At 67.0% G+C, this 18,667-nt stretch carries 14 protein-coding genes; 11 read left to right on the top strand and 3 right to left on the bottom strand.

What is annotated here, in order from left to right:
- Positions 1-15 precede the first annotated feature (15 nt).
- Both PARHAE_RS12055 and PARHAE_RS12060 read right to left on the bottom strand, forming a co-directional pair.
- Positions 16-1,413, bottom strand: coding sequence for a hypothetical protein (locus PARHAE_RS12055; protein ID WP_126154866.1), 1,398 nt, complete (start codon positions 1,411-1,413; stop codon positions 16-18).
- 75 nt (positions 1,414-1,488) lie between these two features.
- Positions 1,489-3,003, bottom strand: a complete 1,515-nt coding sequence (locus PARHAE_RS12060) for a YifB family Mg chelatase-like AAA ATPase (protein ID WP_126154867.1) — start codon at positions 3,001-3,003, stop codon at positions 1,489-1,491.
- A 123-nt stretch (positions 3,004-3,126) separates the two neighbouring features.
- On the opposite strand from PARHAE_RS12060, the gene coaBC reads away from it, so the two are divergent.
- From coaBC to PARHAE_RS12115, 11 genes are all read left to right on the top strand, one after another.
- Entirely contained in the window at positions 3,127-4,365 is a 1,239-nt protein-coding gene (coaBC, locus tag PARHAE_RS12065; protein ID WP_126154909.1) for a bifunctional phosphopantothenoylcysteine decarboxylase/phosphopantothenate--cysteine ligase CoaBC, read from the top strand.
- Complete coding sequence (locus PARHAE_RS12070) at positions 4,362-5,402, top strand: cysteine desulfurase family protein (RefSeq protein WP_126154868.1); 1,041 nt, start codon at positions 4,362-4,364, stop codon at positions 5,400-5,402. Before coaBC ends, PARHAE_RS12070 begins: the two co-directional genes overlap by 4 nt.
- A gap of 30 nt (positions 5,403-5,432) precedes the next feature.
- Entirely contained in the window at positions 5,433-6,953 is a 1,521-nt protein-coding gene (gene sufB / locus PARHAE_RS12075) for a Fe-S cluster assembly protein SufB (protein WP_126154869.1), read from the top strand.
- Positions 6,954-7,013: 60 nt separating this feature from the next.
- Positions 7,014-7,769, top strand: coding sequence for a Fe-S cluster assembly ATPase SufC (gene sufC / locus PARHAE_RS12080; protein ID WP_126154870.1), 756 nt, complete (start codon positions 7,014-7,016; stop codon positions 7,767-7,769).
- Complete coding sequence (locus PARHAE_RS12085; protein ID WP_126154871.1) at positions 7,769-9,109, top strand: SufB/SufD family protein; 1,341 nt, start codon at positions 7,769-7,771, stop codon at positions 9,107-9,109. The genes sufC and PARHAE_RS12085 overlap by 1 nt, the downstream gene beginning before the upstream one ends.
- Positions 9,106-9,594: a hypothetical protein gene (locus PARHAE_RS12090; protein WP_126154910.1), complete on the top strand. Its 489-nt coding sequence runs from the start codon at positions 9,106-9,108 to the stop codon at positions 9,592-9,594. Before PARHAE_RS12085 ends, PARHAE_RS12090 begins: the two co-directional genes overlap by 4 nt.
- Complete coding sequence (locus PARHAE_RS12095) at positions 9,591-10,184, top strand: YIP1 family protein (protein ID WP_126154872.1); 594 nt, start codon at positions 9,591-9,593, stop codon at positions 10,182-10,184. The genes PARHAE_RS12090 and PARHAE_RS12095 overlap by 4 nt, the downstream gene beginning before the upstream one ends.
- Positions 10,181-11,392: a cysteine desulfurase gene (locus PARHAE_RS12100; protein WP_126154873.1), complete on the top strand. Its 1,212-nt coding sequence runs from the start codon at positions 10,181-10,183 to the stop codon at positions 11,390-11,392. The genes PARHAE_RS12095 and PARHAE_RS12100 overlap by 4 nt, the downstream gene beginning before the upstream one ends.
- A 101-nt stretch (positions 11,393-11,493) precedes the next feature.
- Positions 11,494-12,708 carry an NAD(P)/FAD-dependent oxidoreductase gene (locus tag PARHAE_RS12105; RefSeq protein WP_126154874.1) on the top strand — a complete coding sequence of 405 codons (1,215 nt, stop codon included), beginning with the start codon at positions 11,494-11,496 and terminating at the stop codon, positions 12,706-12,708.
- Between the two features lie 160 nt (positions 12,709-12,868).
- Positions 12,869-15,055: an excinuclease ABC subunit UvrB gene (gene uvrB, locus PARHAE_RS12110; RefSeq protein ID WP_126154875.1), complete on the top strand. Its 2,187-nt coding sequence runs from the start codon at positions 12,869-12,871 to the stop codon at positions 15,053-15,055.
- Between the two features lie 213 nt (positions 15,056-15,268).
- On the top strand, positions 15,269-15,700 hold the full coding sequence (locus PARHAE_RS12115) for a hypothetical protein (protein ID WP_164555230.1): 432 nt from the start codon (positions 15,269-15,271) through the stop codon (positions 15,698-15,700).
- Between the two features lie 54 nt (positions 15,701-15,754).
- Here the strand turns inward: PARHAE_RS12115 and PARHAE_RS12120 are convergent, their stop codons facing one another.
- The gene (locus tag PARHAE_RS12120) at positions 15,755-18,376 is read right to left on the bottom strand and encodes an ATP-binding protein (RefSeq protein WP_164555231.1); all 2,622 of its coding nucleotides are present in this window, start codon (positions 18,374-18,376) and stop codon (positions 15,755-15,757) included.
- Positions 18,377-18,667 lie beyond the last annotated feature (291 nt).

Genomic DNA, 18,667 nt, shown 5'->3' on the forward strand with positions numbered 1-18,667 from the left:
GCGCCGCCGCGGCCCTTACAGCAGGGTCGCGGCGATCAGCACCCACAGGGTCAGCGCCGTGCCGGTGGTCAGGGCGTACAGCCCGTTCCAGACCATTCCGGCATGGCGCGCCTCGACCCCGCCCAGCTTGCCGACCAGCAGCACCGAGGCCGTGAAGGGCGAGGTGTTGCCGCTGATCGCCCAGCCGCCGGTGATGGCAAGCACCATGGCGGTCGGGTGGATGCCAAGCGCCGCAGGCGAAGGCAGCAGCGGCACCAGCAGCGACACGGCCAGGATCGGGTTCATGCCGATCTGGCCGGTCAGCGGGATGACCCAGACCAAGGCCGCCAGGATCAGCAGCGGCGGGACGGCCGACAGGTCAGGCCCATGCGCCTGCATGATCGGCACCAGAAGCCAGCTTCCCAGGCTGCCGATGAAGCCCGCCATGAACAGCAGGATGACCTCGCCGCGATAACCCGCCATCTCTCGGGTGGCGAATTGCCCGATCCGCGCGCCCAAGGTGGCGATGCGTCCGCCGGGCAGCGGCGGCAGGGCCAGGATCCAGGCCATCGCGATCAGCGGCACCACGGTCATGACAGCGCCGGTCACGGCGACGCCCGTGGCCAGATGCAGGGCAAAGACGCCGCCCACGACGATGCCCAGCAGCATCAGCAGCGGACGCAGGCGCAGCAGCCAGTTGTCGGTTTCCACCGCGCGCGGCGGGGGCGGGGCGGACAGGTGCGGCTTGAACACCGTGTCCAACAGCCAGCCGATGCCGATCATCAACGCGGAACTGACCAGGCAGAAGGCGACGGCGTTCGGCCAGGATGCACCAGGGACGACCGTCATCGCCACGGCGATCGACAGCCCCATCGGGGACCAGCACAAGGTCGAGGCGAAACCCCGCTGGACCGCCACCAGCATCCGACGCAGGCGGTGGCGGCGCAGCTCCTCGTTTCCTTCTCGCGCGGTGCCCTCGGCCGCCAGCGATCCGAGCAGGGAGATGGAGCCATACAGCAGGATCAGCCCGAACAGATGCCCGCCGACCGTCAGCGCCAGATAGCGGCGGCGGGGCGGCTGGCGGGCGAGGAAGCGCCCGCAGTCCAGGATCGCCTGCGATCCGATGGCTGCGCTGCGCAGCGCCGACAGGGCCGTGAACAGCGCGATAATGAAGCCGCCTCGCGTCAGGGCGGTCAGGGTCGCGTCCTGCCACTCGGCGCGGGTCGCGGCAGCCCAGAGGATCAGGACAACGCCCACGGCGACAAAGGCCAGCCGGGAGAGTGGGGCTGTCATCGAAAACAGCGCCAGAGCGCTGACCAGCAGCATGGCGGCAAGGATGGCGAAGCCTTTCCCGGCGCCGTATTGATGCGGGATCGTCACCAGCAAGCCGCAAACAGTCAGGATGCCGCCGATCTGGGCGCTTTTGGGGGGCATGGCATGGATCCGTGGTCAGGGTCGCTCTGCCATAGATCCGCCTTGCACGATGTGCAATTCGTCAGCCGCCGCCACTTAGCCGCCCGTCACGAAGGGCAGGCGATAGCTGATCGCCTCGGCCAAGTGGGGCGCGCGGACGGCGGCGGACCCGGCCAGGTCGGCGATGGTGCGCGCGGTGCGCAGGATGCGGTGATAGCCGCGCGCGGTCAGGCCCAGTCTTTCCGAGGCCTTCAGGATCAGCGCCCGGCCTTCCTCGTCCGGCGCGGCGATCCGGTCCAGCAGGCTGCCCGAGGCCTCGGCATTCACGCGCACCTGGGGGTGGTCGCGGAACCGCGCCGCCTGCACGTCGCGCGCCGCCGCCACCCGCGCCGCGATCTGGACCGAGGTATCGCCGCCCGAGGGCAGTTCCAGGTCCATGAAGCTGACCGCCGGAACCTCCAGCCGCAGGTCGAATCGGTCCATCAGCGGACCCGAGATCTTGCCCATATAGTCAGACCCGCAGGTCGGCGCGCGCGAACAGGCGCGGCTTGCATCGGCCAGATAGCCGCAGCGGCAGGGGTTCGCGGCAGCGATCAGCAGGAAGCGGCAGGGATAGCGGATATGGGCATTGGCGCGGGCCACCACGACCTCTCCGGTCTCGATGGGCTGGCGCAGGGTTTCCAGCACCTGCCGGGGAAATTCGGGAAACTCGTCCATGAACAGGACACCGTTATGGGCCAGGCTGATCTCGCCCGGCTTGGCGCCGCGCCCGCCGCCGACGATGGCGGCCATGGATGCCGTATGATGCGGTTCGCGGAAGGGCGCGCGGCGGGAAATGCCGCCATCGTCCAGCGTGCCCGCTAGCGAATGGATCATGGATGTCTCCAACGCCTCGGCCGCGCCCAGGGGCGGCATCAGGCCGGGCAGGCGGGCGGCCAGCATCGACTTGCCCGCGCCGGGCGGCCCGACCATCAGCAGGTGGTGACGGCCTGCCGCCGCGATCTCCAGCGCGCGCTTGGCGCGTTCCTGGCCCTTCACCTCGGACAGGCAGCCGCCCAGGGGCGCGTCGCCGATCATGCCGGGGGCGGCGCGGGCGATAGGGGCGCGGTCGGTCAGGTGGTCGATCACCTCGCGCAACGTGGCGGGGGCCAGCACGGGCACCGCGTCCACCCAGGCGGCTTCCGGGCCGCAGGCGCGGGGGCAGATCAGGGCGCGGTCATCCTCGGCCGCGGCCATCGCGGCGGGCAGGGCGCCCGCGACGCCGACCAGCCGCCCGTCAAGCGCCAGTTCCCCCAGGGCCACGCAGCGGGACAGTTCCTCGGACGGGATGATCTCGAGCGCGGCCAGGATCGCAAGCGCGATGGGCAGGTCGAAATGAGAGCCTTCCTTGGGCATGTCGGCGGGCGACAGGTTCACGGTCAGCCGCCGGTTCGGCATGGCGATGGACAGCGACCCGAAGGCAGCCTTGACGCGTTCGCGCGCCTCGGACACGGCCTTGTCGGGCAGGCCGACGATGGCGAAGCCCGGCAGGCCCGCCGCCACGGAACACTGAACCTCGACCAGCCGCGCCTCGATCCCCTCGAAGGCGACCGAATAGGCGATGGCGACCATGGAAACCCCCTTCGATCCCGCCAATGGTTAACGGGCCCGGTTTAAGGAAAGGTTAACGGACGCGATTGCTTGCGAGGGGGGGGCGGGATGGCTATGTGTCTGACGCGGAACGCCAAGGGGGACATGATGAACGGCAAGCGCATCCTGTTGGTCATCGGCGGCGGCATCGCGGCCATGAAGGCGCCGCAACTGATCCGGCTGCTGCGGGCCGAGGGCGCCGCCGTCACCCCGGTCCTGACGCAGGCAGGCGCGCAGTTCACCACGGCGATGACCGTATCCGTCCTGGCCGGAGAGGCCGCGCAGGCGGGCCTGTGGGACATCGCCTCCGAAGCCGAGATCGGCCATATCCAGCTGTCGCGCAATGCCGATCTGGTGGTGGTGGCGCCCGCGACAGCCGACCTGCTGGCCAAGATGGCGCATGGGCTGGCGGACGACTTGGCCTCGACCCTGCTGCTGGCGACCGACAAGCGGGTTCTGGTCGCGCCCGCGATGAACGTGCGGATGTGGCACCACCCGGCGACGCAGCGGAACCTGCGCACCCTGCGCGACGACGGCATCCTGTTCGTCGGGCCCGAGGACGGCGACATGGCCTGCGGGGAATTCGGCACCGGCCGCATGTCCGAACCCGAGGCCATCGTTGCCGCGATCCGCGAGGAACTGGCCCCGCCCGCGCCCCTGAAGCTGCTGCCGGAATCGCAGGTGCGGTCGGGCGCGCTGGCGGGGCGGCATGTGATCGTCACGTCGGGCCCGACGCATGAACCCATCGACCCGGTGCGATACATCGCCAACCGATCCTCGGGCGCGCAGGGGACGGCGATCGCCGCCGCGCTGCGCGACATGGGCGCGCGGGTCAGTTTCGTCACCGGCCCGGCCGAGGTCGCCCCGCCCGAGGGCGTGACGGTGATCCGCGTCCAGACCGCCCGGCAGATGCGCGACGCGGTGGAAGCCGCGCTGCCCGCCGATGCGGCGGTGATGGCGGCGGCGGTGGCCGACTGGCGGATCAAGAATTCCTGGGCGAAGAAGATGAAGAAGGACGGGTCGGGCAAGCCTCCGTCGCTGGAAATGACCGAAAACCCGGACATCCTGGCCTGGGTCAGCCAGGCGGGCGCACGGCGTCCCCGGCTGGTGGTGGGCTTTGCCGCCGAAACCAACGACGTGGTGGCCCATGCCACCGACAAGCGGCTGCGCAAGGGCTGCGACTGGATCGTCGCCAACGATGTCAGCGAAGGCACCGGCATCATGGGCGGGTCCGAAAACGCCGTCACCGTCATCACCGAGGACGGCCCCGAGGAATGGCCGCGCATGGCCAAGAACGCCGTGGCCCGAAAGCTGGCCCAGAAGATCGCCGGGGTGATCGGATGAGAACCTATCTGGACTGGAACGCCACCACCCCTCTGCGCCCCGAGGCGAAGGCCGCGATGCGCGAGGGGATGGAGATCGTCGGCAATCCGTCATCCGTCCATACCGAAGGCCGGGCGGCGAAGATGGCGATGGAACGCGCCCGCGAACAGGTCGCCGCTGCCCTGGGGGCGGAAGGGGCGGACGTGATCTTCACCTCGGGCACGACCGAGGCTGCGGCGATGGTGCTGGCGGGCCGCGGCGCTCACTGCGCGCCGGTCGAACACAGCGCCGTCAAGGTCTGGTGCGATCAGGATCTGGCGGTGGACGGGAACGGGATCGTCATTGTGCCCGATCCGACGAATGCCAGCCTGCAACTGGCCAATAACGAAACCGGCGTGATCCAGGACTTGCCGCAGGGGCTGGCCTCCAGCGACCTGACCCAGGCCTTCGGCAAGGTGCCCTTTGCCTTCAACTGGCTGGGCGTCACGGCGGGCTTTGTCAGCGCGCACAAGCTGGGGGGGCCGAAGGGCATCGGCGCCCTGATCGTGAAGCGCGGCACCGATATTCCCGCACTGATCCGGGGCGGCGGGCAGGAACAGGGCCGGCGTGGCGGGACCGAGAACCTGATCGGCATCCTAGGATTCGCCGCCGCCGCCGCCGCCGCGCAGCGCGAACTGGACGCCGGGCTGTGGGATCAGGTCGCCGAACGCCGCGACGCGTTGGAGGATCGGCTGCTGGCGGCGGCGCCCGGCGCAATGATTGCCGGAAAGGGCGCGAAACGCTTGCCGAACACGACCTGCCTTCTTACATCGGGCTGGAAGGGTGAAACCCAGGTCATGCAGATGGATCTGGCGGGCTTCGCGATTTCGGCGGGGTCTGCCTGTTCGTCGGGCAAGGTCCGGGCCAGCGGCGTCTTGCAGGCCATGGGTTTCGACGACAAGGCCGCGCAATCGGCAATTCGGATATCCATAAGCCCGGCTGTGGGCGACGATCAGGTGAACCGATTTGCGGAAGCGTGGGAAAGCGCGTATTCACGCTGGCGCGACAGGAATGGCTAGGTGACCCCCCGGCCGATGGAAGGACAAAGGATGAACGAGATCACCGATCTTGAGGTGCGCGAGGGCGTCGACCGTGAAACGGTCGAGACCGTGCAGAACATGGGCAGCTATAAATATGGCTGGGACACCGAGATCGAGATGGAATATGCCCCCAAGGGGCTGTCCGAGGATATCGTCCGCCTGATCTCGCAGAAGAACGGCGAACCGGAATGGATGACGGAATGGCGGCTCGAGGCGTATCGCCGCTGGCTGACCATGACCGAACCGAAATGGGCGATGCTGAACTATCCCCAGATCGACTATCAGGATCAGTATTACTATGCCCGCCCGAAAAGCATGGAGGTGAAGCCCAAGTCGTTGGACGAGGTGGATCCCAAGCTGCTGGCGACCTATGAAAAGCTGGGCATCCCCCTGAAGGAACAGATGATCCTGGCAGGGGTCGAGGGCGCCGACGAGGCCCCGGCCGAAGGCCGCCGCGTGGCGGTCGACGCGGTGTTCGACAGCGTGTCGGTGGGCACGACCTTCAAGGACGAGCTTGCCAAGGCGGGCGTGATCTTCTGTTCGATCAGCGAGGCGATCCGCGAGCATCCCGAACTGGTGAAGAAATACCTTGGGTCGGTGGTGCCGCAGTCCGACAACTATTTCGCGACTCTGAACAGCGCGGTGTTTTCTGACGGATCCTTCGTCTATGTTCCGAAGGGGGTGCGCTGCCCGATGGAACTGTCCACCTATTTCCGCATCAACGCGGAAAACACCGGGCAGTTCGAACGCACCCTTATCATTGCGGATCAAGGGTCTTATGTCAGCTATCTCGAAGGCTGCACGGCACCCAAGCGCGACACCAACCAGCTTCATGCGGCGGTCGTGGAAATCGTCATCCTGCAAGATGCCGAGGTCAAGTATTCGACCGTCCAGAACTGGTTCCCCGGCGATGAGGAAGGCCGGGGCGGCATCTACAACTTCGTCACCAAACGGGCCGATTGCCGCGAGGCGCGGGCCAAGGTGATGTGGACGCAGGTGGAAACCGGGTCGGCGATCACCTGGAAATACCCGTCCTGCATCCTGCGCGGCGACGAGTCGCAGGGCGAGTTCTACTCGATCGCCATCGCCAACAACTTCCAGCAGGCGGATACCGGGACCAAGATGATCCATCTTGGCAAGAACACCCGCTCTCGTATTGTTTCCAAAGGGATTTCTGCGGGTCAGGCGCAGAACACCTATCGCGGGCTTGTGTCGATGCACCCGCGCGCGACCAACAGCCGCAACTATACCCAATGCGACAGCCTGCTGATCGGCGACAAATGCGGGGCGCATACCGTGCCCTATATCGAGGTGAAGAACACCTCCAGCCGCGTGGAACACGAGGCGACGACCAGCAAGGTCGATGACGACCAGTTGTTCTATTGCCGCCAGCGCGGCATGGACGAGGAAGAGGCCGTGGCCCTGGTCGTGAACGGCTTCTGCCGCGAGGTCTTGCAGGCCCTGCCGATGGAATTCGCCATGGAGGCGCAGTCGCTGGTCGCCATTTCGCTGGAAGGCTCGGTCGGCTGAGGCCGCAGGAACATGATGATGGTGCCGCAGGCACCGCCGCCACCATCCGATGAGGAAAAGATGCTGAAAATCGACAACTTGCATGTGAAACTTGAGGAAGAGGACAAGCAGATCCTGAAGGGTCTGTCGCTGGAGGTTCCCGCCGGTCAGGTTCATGCGATCATGGGGCCGAACGGGTCCGGCAAATCCACGCTGTCATATGTCCTGTCGGGCCGCGACGGCTATGAGGTGACCGAAGGATCCGCGACGCTGGACGGCGAGAGCCTGTTGGACATGGAACCCGAGGAACGCGCCGCCGCCGGCCTGTTCCTGGCCTTCCAGTATCCGGTCGAGATCCCCGGCGTCGGCAACATGACCTTCCTGCGCACCGCCGTAAACGCGCAGCGCAAGGCGCGGGGCGAAGCCGAACTGTCCTCGGGCGAGTTCCTGAAGATCGTGCGCGCCAAGGCCGCCGAATTGCAGATCAGCCCCGACATGCTGAAGCGCCCGGTTAACGTGGGCTTTTCGGGCGGGGAAAAGAAGCGCAACGAGATCCTGCAAATGGCCATGCTGGAACCCCGCATGTGCATCATGGACGAAACCGATTCGGGTCTTGACGTCGATGCGATGCGGCTGGTGTCGGACGGGGTGAACGCGCTGCGCGGCCCCGACCGCAGCTTCCTGGTCATCACGCACTATCAGCGCCTGCTGAACCACATTCAGCCCGATGTCGTGCATATCATGGCCGATGGCCGGATCGTCAAATCGGGCGGTCCCGAACTGGCCTTGCAGGTCGAGGAAGAAGGCTATGGCGATCTGCTGGCGGAGGCCCGCTGATGGCGGACGCGGCAGTCAGGACCAAGGACCAGACCCCGACCGTCGAGGGATCGCCCAAGCCCGCCAATGCGCTTGACGCGCGGCTGGCGGCGCTGACCCTCCCGCAGGGTGGCTTCACGGCGGCGGCGCGCCGGGACGCGCTGGCGCGGTTGCGCGAGATGGGCTTGCCCGGTCCGCGCGACGAATACTGGCGCTATACCGAACCGCGCGCCTTCAATGCGCCGGTCCCCCAGCCCATCCCGCTGCTGGACAAAGAGGCGGATTCGCCGCTGTTCGGTGACCGCGACCGGCTGAAACTGGTTTTCGTGGACGGGCGCTTCGACGCCGCCGCCTCGGACGACCTGGCGCTTGAGGGGATCCAGATCGACACTCTGGCCGATGCCGACACCCGGCAGGACCATTGGGCGGCCGATCTGTATGGCAGGCTTGAAACGGCGGGCCAGACCCCGGTGCGCCGTCCCTTCGCCGCGCTGAACACGGCCGCGGCAGCGGACGGTGTGCTGATCCGCGTCACATCCTCGCCCGCTCGCCCGGTCCATGTCGTCCACCGCCGCGCGTCCGAGGATGCGGATGTCGTCTGGCACCACGTCATCCGGGTCGAGGAGGGCGCCGAGCTGACCTTCCTGGAAACCGGCATGGTCGGCGCGCGGTCCAATGGCGTGATCGAGGCCGACCTGCGCCCCGGCGCCCGGCTGCACCACATCACCGCCAAGCGCGCGGGGCACCAGAAGCTGGGCCTGTCGCATCTGTTCGTGCGCGTGGCCGAGGGCGCGCTGCTGAAAAGCTTCTGCCTGTCGGTCAACGGCACGCTGATGCGGCACGAGGCGGTGATCGACATCGCGGGCGACGATGCGGTGGCCCATATCGCCGCCGCCGTGCTGGGCGACGGCAATGTCGGGGCGTTCCATCACGACGACACCGTGTTCATCACCCATGGCGCAGAACGCTGCGAAAGCCGCCAGGTCTTCAAGAAGGTGCTGAAGAACGGTGCCGAGGGCGTGTTTCAGGGCAAGATCCTGGTCAAGCCCGGCGCCCAGAAGACCGACGGCTATCAGATCAGCCAGGCGCTGCTGCTGGATGAACGCAGCCAGTTCCTGGCCAAGCCGGAACTGGAAATCTACGCGGACGACGTGAAATGTTCGCACGGATCGACCACCGGCGCGATTGATGAGGAGGCGCTGTTCTATCTCCGCTCTCGCGGGGTGCCGTACGGGCGGGCCATCGTGTTCCTGGTGCTGTCCTTCCTGGCCGACGCGCTTGAGGAGATCGAGGACGAGGATCTGCGGGCCGAGATCAACGACCGGCTGGAAGCATGGCTGACCCTTCACGCCACGCAATGAGCAGGGGGGGCATCGTCCCCCGCATGCTGCAAAGCTGGGTGGCCCCGCGCCGGGTGGTGCGGGGCCTTTCCGACATGCCGGAACGGGTCAAGCTGGCGGTGCTGATGGCGGCGATGCTGATCTTCCTGATCGCGCAGGCCCCCGCCAACGCGCGGCTGGCGCAGATCGACCCCTCGGTCCCGTTCCAGGCACGGATGGGCGGCGCGTTGCTGGCGGTGATGTTCATGATGCCGATCCTGGCCTATGCCCTGGCCGGGCTGGTCGCGGCCCTGTCGCGGCTCAGCCGGTGGCGGCTGACGCCCGAGGATTCGCGCCTGGCCCTGTTCTGGGCGCTGCTGGCCGTCGCGCCCGCGATGCTGCTGGCCGGTCTGGTCGCGGGGCTGGTGGGGCAGGGACCGGGCCTGACCCTGGTTCGCGCCGCCTGCGGCCTTGGTTTTCTGATGATCTGGGGCGCCGGCCTTTCGGCGCTGGCGAGGAAAGCATGAGTTTCGACGACTTCAAGGCCCTGGTCGGTTTGTCCTTCCGCGATCCGCAGACAGCGGCCCATGCGCTGATGGCGCAGGGCTGGCCCGTCCAGGCCCGCTGGATGGCACTGATCGCAGCGGTGTCCGTTTCCGCGTTGCTGGCCTCGCTTGCCGCCATGCTGGTTGGCGGCGCGGATCCTGAGGGGACGCAGGTCGTGATGCTCAGCCGTCAGCCCATGGCGCTGGCCGCCATGCAACTTGTCGCCATCGTCCTGGCGGCCGGGCTGATGTCGGGCGTCGGCCGCCTGTTCGGCGGCCACGGCCGGTTCGAGGACGCGCTGCTGCTGACCGTCTGGATCGAGGTTCTGCTGCTGCTGATCCAGGTCGTCCAACTGGTCCTGTCCCTGGTCCTGCCCGGCGTGGCGGGCCTGCTGGGCCTGGCTGCCATCGCGTTGTTCCTGTGGCTGACGGTGCAGTTCACCAAGGCGCTGCACGGGTTCCGCAACAGCGCGAAGGTCGCTTTGGGCCTGATCGGCACCGCCTTCGTGGCGGGCTTCATCCTGTCGCTGATCGCGGCCGCCCTGGGTATCCTGCCGGAGATAGCGCAATGAGCTTTGATGTCGATCGTGTCCGCGCCGATTTCCCCATCCTGTCGCGGCAGGTGAACAACCGCCCGCTGGTCTATCTGGACAGCGGCGCCAGCGCCCAGAAGCCGCGCCAGGTGATCGAGGCGATCACCCGCGCCTATGAGGGCGAATATGCCAATGTCCATCGCGGCCTGCATTTCCTGTCGAACCTCACGACCGACAATTACGAACGCGTCCGCGCCATCATCGCCCGTTTCCTGAACGCCCCGCATGAAGACGAGGTGATCTTCACCAGCGGATCCACCGAAGGCATCAACCTGGTCAGCTATGGCTGGGCCGCGCCCCGGTTCCAGCCGGGGGACGAGATCGTGCTGTCGGTGCTGGAACACCACGCCAATATCGTGCCGTGGCATTTCCTGCGTGAACGTCAGGGGGTGGTGCTGAACTGGGTCGAACCCGAAGCAGACGGCAGCCTGCCGGCTGATAAGGTGCTGGCCGCCGTGGGGCCGCGCACGAAACTGATCGCGGTCACGCATATGTCGAACGTCACCGGAACCATCGTCGATGTGGGCGCCATCGCGCGGGGCACCGATGTGCCGGTGCTGGCCGATGGCAGCCAGGCGGCGGTCCATATGCCGGTCGATCTGGCGGCGCTTGGCGTCGATTTCTACTGCATCACCGGGCACAAGCTGTATGGCCCCTCGGGGTCGGGCGCGATGTGGATCCGCCGTGAACGCCAGGCCGAGATGCGCCCCTTTCTAGGCGGCGGCGACATGATCCGCACGGTCACCCGAGACGCCATCGACTATGCCGACCCCCCCCTGCGGTTCGAGGCGGGAACCCCCGGCATCGTCAACCAGATCGGCCTGGGCGCGGCGCTGGAATACCTCATGGATCTGGGGATGGAGAATATCGCCGCCCATGAACGCAGCCTGCGCGACTACGCCCGCGACCGGCTGCGCAGCCTGAACTGGCTTCAGATCCAGGGCGACGCGCCGGACAAGGGTGCGATCTTCTCGATGACCATGCAGGGCGCCCATGCGCATGACCTGTCCACCATCCTCGACAAGCGCGGCATTGCCGTGCGGGCGGGCAGCCATTGCGCCATGCCGCTGATGGAGTTCTTTGGAATCACCGCAAGCGCCCGCGCCTCTTTCGCGATGTATAATACCAGGCAGGAAGTGGACGCTTTGGCCGAAGGATTGAGCTTCTGTCGAGAGCTTTTCGCCTGAATCTTGCAAAGTTTTGAAAGGTTGCCGAAGATCGTGCGATAATCCTTGCCCGATTCGACCGATATCTGCATCCCTGATCCAAACTTGGTCAGGGGAAGGACATGGCAGAGATTCTGGTTCTGGGTGCGGGCATGGTCGGCGTCACGACCGGACTGGCCTTGCAGGCGCGCGGCCATCAGGTGACCATCGTCGAACGCGGCGTGCCGGGGCGGGAAACCAGCTATGGCAATGCCGGTCTGATCCAGACCGAGGCGGTCGAACCCTATGCCATGCCTCTGGCCCCCGGCGCGCTGATCCAGATCGCGCTTGGCCGGGGCTATGACGTGAAATGGAACGTCGGCGGGCTGCTGTCGCAACTCAACGCCGTCTGGACTTATGCGCTGAACTCGCTGCCTGCGGGCCATCGCCGTGCCACGTTGACCTGGGGCAAGCTGATCCGCCAGTCGACCGACCGCCACGCGCCGCTGGTCGCCGCTGCGGGCGCCGACAACATCATCCGCCGCGACGGCTATATCGAGGTGCACCGGACCGCCGCGCGCATGGAAAAGGCCCGCGTCACCGCCAAGCGGTTCATGGATGAATTCGGGGTCGAGGCCAAGCTGATGGACGGCCGCGCCCTGCGCGCCCTGGAACCGGCCATCAAGATCGAGGTCGAGGGCGCGACCCATTGGGCCGACACCTGGACCTGTTCCGATCCCGGCGGGCTGGTCGCGGCCTATGCGGCGCTGTTCGAACGCCAGGGCGGGCGGATCGTCAACGCCGACGCGGGCGACCTGCATCGCGCGGGCAACGGCTGGCAGGTGGACGAGCATACCGGCGAACATGCCGTCGTAGCGCTCGGCCCCTGGTCGCCGATGCTGCTGCAACGCTTCGGCCTGACCGTGCCGATGGTCTTCAAGCGCGGCTATCACCGCCACTACCACATGGAGACGCCGCCCAATCACCCGATCGCCGATTTCGGCAATTCGGTGGTGCTGTCGCCCATGCGTCGCGGTCTGCGCATCGCCACCGCCGCCGAACTGACCAGCCACCCGCGCCTGACCCCTCCGCAACTGAAGCACGGCGAAAAGGCCGCGCGGGAACTGTTCGACATCGGCGCCCCGGTCGAGGCCGAACCCTGGACCGGCCGCCGCCCCTGCATTCCCGACATGCTGCCGGTGATCGGCCGCGTCCCCGACCAGCCGAATCTGTGGGCGCATTTCGGCCACGGCCACCAGGGTTTTACCCTGGGTCCGGTCACGGCCGAGATCATCGCCGACGAAATCGACGGCAAGCAGGGATGGGCGGAACTGCAACCCGCGCGCTTCAAGCGGTGATCGCCGTTTCTCCTTTGCACAAATATCCTCGGGGGATGAATTGGCCGCAGGCCAAGAAGGGGGCAGACAGCCCCCTTCCGCCGCCGCATTCCGTCTACCGCCCCGGTTGACTTTCGCGCAACTGCCCACACCTTAAGGCTCTGCCGCACAAGGGTCGTCCATGGGTCACAACAACACCAACGCGCCGGTTGCGCGCCCGATCGAAGTCACCCGCCCCAAGCTGGAAGGCGGGCGGCGCTTCGTGATGAAAAGCGAATTCCAGCCCGCGGGCGACCAGCCGACCGCCATCGTCGAACTGACCCAGGGGGTGCAGGCGGGCGAACGCGACCAGGTGCTTTTGGGCGCGACCGGCACCGGCAAGACCTTCACCATGGCCAAGGTGATCGAGGCGACGCAGCGCCCGGCCATCATCCTGGCGCCGAACAAGACGCTGGCCGCCCAGCTTTACGGCGAATTCAAGGGCTTCTTTCCCGACAACGCGGTCGAATATTTCGTCAGCTACTACGACTATTATCAGCCCGAGGCCTATGTGCCGCGCAGCGACACCTATATCGAGAAGGAAAGCCAGATCAACGAGGCCATCGACCGGATGCGCCACTCGGCCACGCGGGCGCTTCTGGAACGCGACGACGTGATCATCGTCGCTTCGGTCTCCTGCATTTACGGCATCGGCTCGGTCGAGACCTATTCGGCGATGACCCAGGACATGGTGGTGGGCGACAGCTACGACCAGCGGGAATTCATCGGCCAGCTTGTCGCCCAGCAATACCGCCGCCTTGACGCGGCCTTCCAGCGGGGCGGGTTTCGGGTGAAAGGCGACGTGGTCGAGGTCTGGCCCGCCCACCTTGAGGACCGCGCCTGGCGCTTCGATTTCTTCGGCAACGAGCTTGAGGCGATCACCGAGTTCGACCCGTTGACCGGGCAAAAGACCGACAATTTCCGCCAGATCCGCATCTATGCCAACAGCCACTATGTCACGCCGCGCCCCACGCTTCAGCAGGCGATCAAGGGCATCAAGGCGGAATTGCAGGGGCGGCTGAAGCAACTGGTGGACGAAGGCAAGCTGCTGGAAGCTCAGCGGCTGGAACAGCGCACCAATTTCGACCTGGAGATGCTGGAGGCCACCGGCGTCTGCAACGGCATCGAGAACTATTCCCGCTATCTTACCGGGCGCGCGCCGGGCGAACCGCCCCCCACGCTGTTCGAGTTCATCCCCGACAACGCCATCGTCTTTGCCGACGAATCCCATGTCAGCGTGCCGCAAATCGGCGGCATGTATCGCGGCGACTTCCGGCGCAAGTTCACGCTGGCCGAACACGGCTTCCGCCTGCCCAGTTGCATGGACAACCGCCCGCTGAAGTTCGAGGAATGGGACGCGATGCGCCCGCAATCGGTCTTTGTCAGCGCCACCCCCGCGCAATGGGAGCTGGACCAGACCGGCGGCGTCTTCACCGAGCAGGTCATCCGCCCGACCGGCCTTCTGGACCCGCAGATCGAGATCCGTCCCGTGGACATGCAGGTGGACGACCTGCTGGACGAGATCCGCAAGGTCAGCGCGGCGGGGCTGCGCACGCTGGTCACGACCCTGACCAAGCGCATGGCCGAGGATCTGACCGAATATTTCCACGAACAGGGCATCCGCATCCGCTACATGCACAGCGACATCGACACGATCGAGCGGATCGAGATCCTGCGCGACCTGCGCCTGGGCGCCTTCGACGTGCTGGTGGGCATCAACCTGCTGCGCGAGGGGCTGGACATCCCGGAATGCGGTCTGGTGGCGATCCTGGATGCCGACAAGGAAGGATTCCTGCGCAGCGAAACCTCGCTGATCCAGACCATCGGCCGCGCCGCACGCAACGCCGACGGGCGCGTCATCATGTATGCCGACCGCATCACCGGCAGCATGGAACGCGCGATGGCGGAAACCGAACGCCGCCGTGCCAAGCAGATGGCCTACAATAAGGCCCACGGCATCACCCCCCAAACCGTCCGCAAGAACGTCGAGGATGTGCTGGCGGGCCTGTGGCAGGGCGACACCGACCAGTCGCGCGTGACGGCGAAGATCGACAAGCCAATGGTCGGCGCCAACCTGGCCGCCCATCTGGACGCCTTGCGCGCGCAGATGCGCAAGGCCGCCGAAAACCTGGAATTCGAGGAAGCCGCGCGGATCCGCGACGAGGTGAAGCGCCTGGAAGCCGTGGAACTGGCCGTGGCGGACGATCCGCTGGCGCGTCAGTCGGTGATCGAGGAGGCGGCCGAGGATGCCGTCAAGGCCTCGGGCCGGTCCACGGCGGGCAGGGCGGGACAGCGCGGCGGCAACAAGCGGTCCAAGCGGCGGCGCTAGGGCCGGAACGGGCGGCTTCCTTTCACGACGTCGTGCGAATCGGCGCCCGTGTTACGGTGCCAAAGCAGACTGGTCGGTTTGCCTTGGTTAACGATACCGGGGGTGCCGCAGGATGGACATCAAGCGAATGACGACCGCCTTCTTTCTTGCGATGGCAGCGACTCCTGCACTGTCTGCCACGATGCATGGACCAATCTCTATTCCCTGAACACAATGACCGGGGTGGGAAGCTCGCTTGGATCCGTCGGGTTCTATTCGGGCGGCGATCTGGCTTTCGTGGGAAGCGATTTCTATCTCGCATCCAGCGCGAACCAATTGGTCAAGATCGATCTGGGCAATCCGGGCGGCACGGCCGCCGTTGGTCCGTTCGGCGTCAGCGATGTCTTCGGGCTGGCGACGGCGCCTGGCGGCAGGCTGTATGGCGTAGCCGGCACATCGATCTATGAGGTGGACGTGACGACCGGGCTTGCGACGAATCCGCTGTCTTTCGCGGGGCACGGCCTGGGGATCGCCTATGGGCAGAGCTTCTATACGAAATCCGGCGCTGAGCCCGCGCCCGTTCCGGTCCCGCCCGCCGGGGTGCTGCTGGCGGGTGGGCTTGTGCTGCTGGGCAGGGCCAGGCGGCGCGGCAAGGCCCTGGCCTGACCGCCTGTCACAAGGAACCACGGGCTGCGGCAACCCCGCTGCGGCCCGCGCCGTTCAGGCCAGCATCGCGCCGATCTTGCGCGCCAGTTGGTCGAAGCTGAAGGGTTTGGCCAGGAAGTTGCCGCCCGCCCTGATCCGTTCGTCGGTTTCCGAGGATTCGCCCGTATAACCGCTGGTGAACACGACCTTCAGATCACCCCGGATCCGGCGGGCCTGTTCGATCAGCTGCGGTCCGGTCATCTGCGGCATCACCACATCCGTGAACAGCAGCGCGATGTCGTCGCGCCGCGCCAGGATGTCCAGCGCCGCCGAACCCGACGCCGCCTCCAGCACGGTATAGCCCAGGTCGCGCAGCGCGGCGACGGTGAAGGCGCGAACGCGTTCCTCGTCCTCGACCACCAGGATCACCTGGTCGGGGCGTCCGGTCGGCACGTCGTCCGCCTGATCGCCCGACGCCTGGTTCTCCTGGTCCAGGCAGCGCGGCAGATACAGGTCGACCGAGGTGCCCTGGCCGACCTGCGAACGGATCGAGACATGGCCGCCCGACTGGCGGATGAAGCCGTAGACCTGGCTCAGCCCCAGGCCGGTGCCGCGCCCGGTGGGCTTGGTGGTGAAGAACGGATCGAAGGCCTTGGCCAGAACCTCGGGCGTCATGCCGCTGCCGGTGTCGCGGACGCGGATCCGCACATAGGCCCCCGGTTCGGCCCCCAGGTCGCGCGCAGCATGGGGGTCCCGGCGGATATTGGCAGTTTCCAGCGCGACCTGTCCCCCGTCCGGCATGGCGTCGCGGGCGTTCACGGCCAGGTTGATGATGGCGTTTTCCAGTTGGTTGGGATCGACGCGGGTGGTCCACAGCGCCGGTTGCAGCCCGGTTTCCAGCACGACTGTTTCGCCCAGCGACCGCGACAGCATGTCCGACAGCCCGGCCAGCAGGGCGTTGGCATCGACCACCGCCGGTTCCAGCGGCTGCTGGCGCGAAAAGGCCAGCAGGCGTTGGGTCAGCGCGGCGGCGCGGTTGGCCCCGTCCAGGGCGCCCTCGATAAAGGGGCCGACATCGGCATTCCCGCGCGCAAGCTGGCGCTGCGTCAGGTTCAGGCCGCTGATGACGATGGCCAGCATGTTGTTGAAGTCATGCGCGATGCCGCCCGTCAACTGACCCACGGCCTCCATCTTCTGCAACTGGCGCAGCTGGCGTTCGGCGGCTTCGCGCCGTTCGAATTCCTCGCGCAGGACGATCTCTCGATGGGCCAGCGCGGCCTCTTGTTCCTCGACCCGGCGGTTGAGGCTTTGCAGCGCCTCGGCCCGGTCGATGGCAAGCCAGGTTTGCTGGACGATTTCCGTGGCCAGGGCGATCTCGGACCCGGTCCAGACGCGCACCGCAGCCTGGTGAAGATAGATCCCCGCCGCCCATTTGCCGTCCGTCAGCAGCGGCACGCAAATCCCCGCCAGAACGCCTTCGCGGGCATAGGGCAGCAGGCTGCCATCCGCATCGACGCGGCTGTCGCCGAAGACCAGAGAACGGCCTGCCCGGCGTTCGCGGTCGGCATGGCTGCCATAGTAGTCGGTGGCCTGGTGTCCTTCCAGCGGGGGCAGGGTGCCGTCCGTCCAGGACGCCTGATGGCAGATGCTCTGCGGCCCGGTCAGCCGGTAGAAGCCGACGCGGTTCACGCCCAGCCGCTTGCCCAGAGCCTCGGACGAGGCGCGCAGGATCTCCTGCGGGTCGGTCTGCATCCGCTGCCGGGCGATCTGGTCCAGGACGAATTCGCGTTCCTCTTTCGCGGCGCGCAGTTGCAGTTCGGCCTCTTTCAGGGGGGTGATGTCATAGCTGACGCCGGGCAGGCGGGCGCAGCGCCCGTCCGGTCCGGGAATGCAGCGCCCCTGGGCCGAGACCCACGAGACCGAGCCGTCCTGGCGCAGCAGCCGGTATTCCGACGCGAAGGTTCCGACGCTGCGCAACGCCTCGGCGATCTCGGCCTCGACGCGGTGGCGGTCATCGGGATGGATGCCGCCGAAGAAGTCCTCGATTGCGGCGCCCTGAACCGCCAGGGCGGGATCCACCCCGTAAAGGCGGGCAAAGCGGCTGTCGGCGGTGACGCGGTTGGCGATCACGTCCCAGTCCCAGGTGCCGACGCTGTTGCCCGACGACATAGCCAGGTCCAGCCGCTCGTCCGCTTCGGCCCGCGCGCGTTCGGCCAGGATCCGGTCGGTGGTCTCCCCGGTGACGCAGAGCAGCCCGGCGATGCGTCCTCGGGCGTCGAAGGCGGGCGAATAGGTGAAGGTCCAGTAGCTTTCCTCGGGCAGGCCCCGGCGGCTGAGATCCAGCCGCATGTCCACGACCTGCTGGCTTTCCCCGCGCAGGCAGCCTTCGACCAGCGGCAGGATGTCGTCCCAGATGCTGGCCCACAGATCGCGAAAGGGCCGGCCCACCGCACCATCGGCCCGATAGCCCAGGATCGGCACATAGGCATCGTTATAGAACGAGATCAGCTGCGGTCCCCAGGCCAGATACATGGGCGTGGGGCAGGCCAGCATGGTGGCCAGGATCGCCCGCAGATCGGCGGGCCAGCCCGCCAGCGGCCCCAACGGGCTGTCCGACCAGTCGCGCGCCGCGATGTCGCGCGCCACACTGCTGATGCGGGCAGGCAGCCAGTCGCCCGAAGGCTGTTCGACATTCATCCGTTCTTCCAATCGCGCGCCTGCTGGCAGAATCGCCCGGTTCGAGGGGCCGCCGCATGGCGGCAATATTCGCGCTTGGCCGGTTCGCCGCAAGTCCCTGTCATTCCCCTGGCCGGGGCGGCGGCGGGAACCCGAAGGTCCGGGTTCCCCCCCTTGCAGGCCGTTACTGCCAGCTTTGCGCCAGCTCGTCATAGCTGATGGCGGGGCGGCAAGGTTGAAGCGAGCCTGATGCGGCGTCGTGCAGGGTCCGGGATGGAGGGGACGGATGAAGGACGAACGCGGCCCGGAGGC

The organism is Paracoccus haematequi (genome assembly GCF_900631945.1).
Classification (GTDB): domain Bacteria; phylum Pseudomonadota; class Alphaproteobacteria; order Rhodobacterales; family Rhodobacteraceae; genus Paracoccus; species Paracoccus haematequi_A.

Excerpts from the sequence above, each read along its gene's own strand:
- sufC (WP_126154870.1), top strand. The coding sequence starts at position 7,014 with ATGCTGAAAATCGACAACTTGCATGTGAAACTTGAGGAAGAGGACAAG.
- PARHAE_RS12060 (WP_126154867.1), bottom strand. The coding sequence starts at position 3,003 with ATGGTCGCCATCGCCTATTCGGTCGCCTTCGAGGGGATCGAGGCGCGG.
- PARHAE_RS12120 (WP_164555231.1), bottom strand. The coding sequence starts at position 18,376 with ATGAATGTCGAACAGCCTTCGGGCGACTGGCTGCCTGCCCGCATCAGC.
- PARHAE_RS12085 (WP_126154871.1), top strand. The coding sequence starts at position 7,769 with ATGGCGGACGCGGCAGTCAGGACCAAGGACCAGACCCCGACCGTCGAG.
- PARHAE_RS12090 (WP_126154910.1), top strand. The coding sequence starts at position 9,106 with ATGAGCAGGGGGGGCATCGTCCCCCGCATGCTGCAAAGCTGGGTGGCC.
- uvrB (WP_126154875.1), top strand. The coding sequence starts at position 12,869 with ATGGGTCACAACAACACCAACGCGCCGGTTGCGCGCCCGATCGAAGTC.
- PARHAE_RS12105 (WP_126154874.1), top strand. The coding sequence starts at position 11,494 with ATGGCAGAGATTCTGGTTCTGGGTGCGGGCATGGTCGGCGTCACGACC.
- sufB (WP_126154869.1), top strand. The coding sequence starts at position 5,433 with ATGAACGAGATCACCGATCTTGAGGTGCGCGAGGGCGTCGACCGTGAA.
- PARHAE_RS12115 (WP_164555230.1), top strand. The coding sequence starts at position 15,269 with ATGACCGGGGTGGGAAGCTCGCTTGGATCCGTCGGGTTCTATTCGGGC.
- PARHAE_RS12055 (WP_126154866.1), bottom strand. The coding sequence starts at position 1,413 with ATGCCCCCCAAAAGCGCCCAGATCGGCGGCATCCTGACTGTTTGCGGC.
- PARHAE_RS12095 (WP_126154872.1), top strand. The coding sequence starts at position 9,591 with ATGAGTTTCGACGACTTCAAGGCCCTGGTCGGTTTGTCCTTCCGCGAT.
- PARHAE_RS12100 (WP_126154873.1), top strand. The coding sequence starts at position 10,181 with ATGAGCTTTGATGTCGATCGTGTCCGCGCCGATTTCCCCATCCTGTCG.
- coaBC (WP_126154909.1), top strand. The coding sequence starts at position 3,127 with ATGATGAACGGCAAGCGCATCCTGTTGGTCATCGGCGGCGGCATCGCG.
- PARHAE_RS12070 (WP_126154868.1), top strand. The coding sequence starts at position 4,362 with ATGAGAACCTATCTGGACTGGAACGCCACCACCCCTCTGCGCCCCGAG.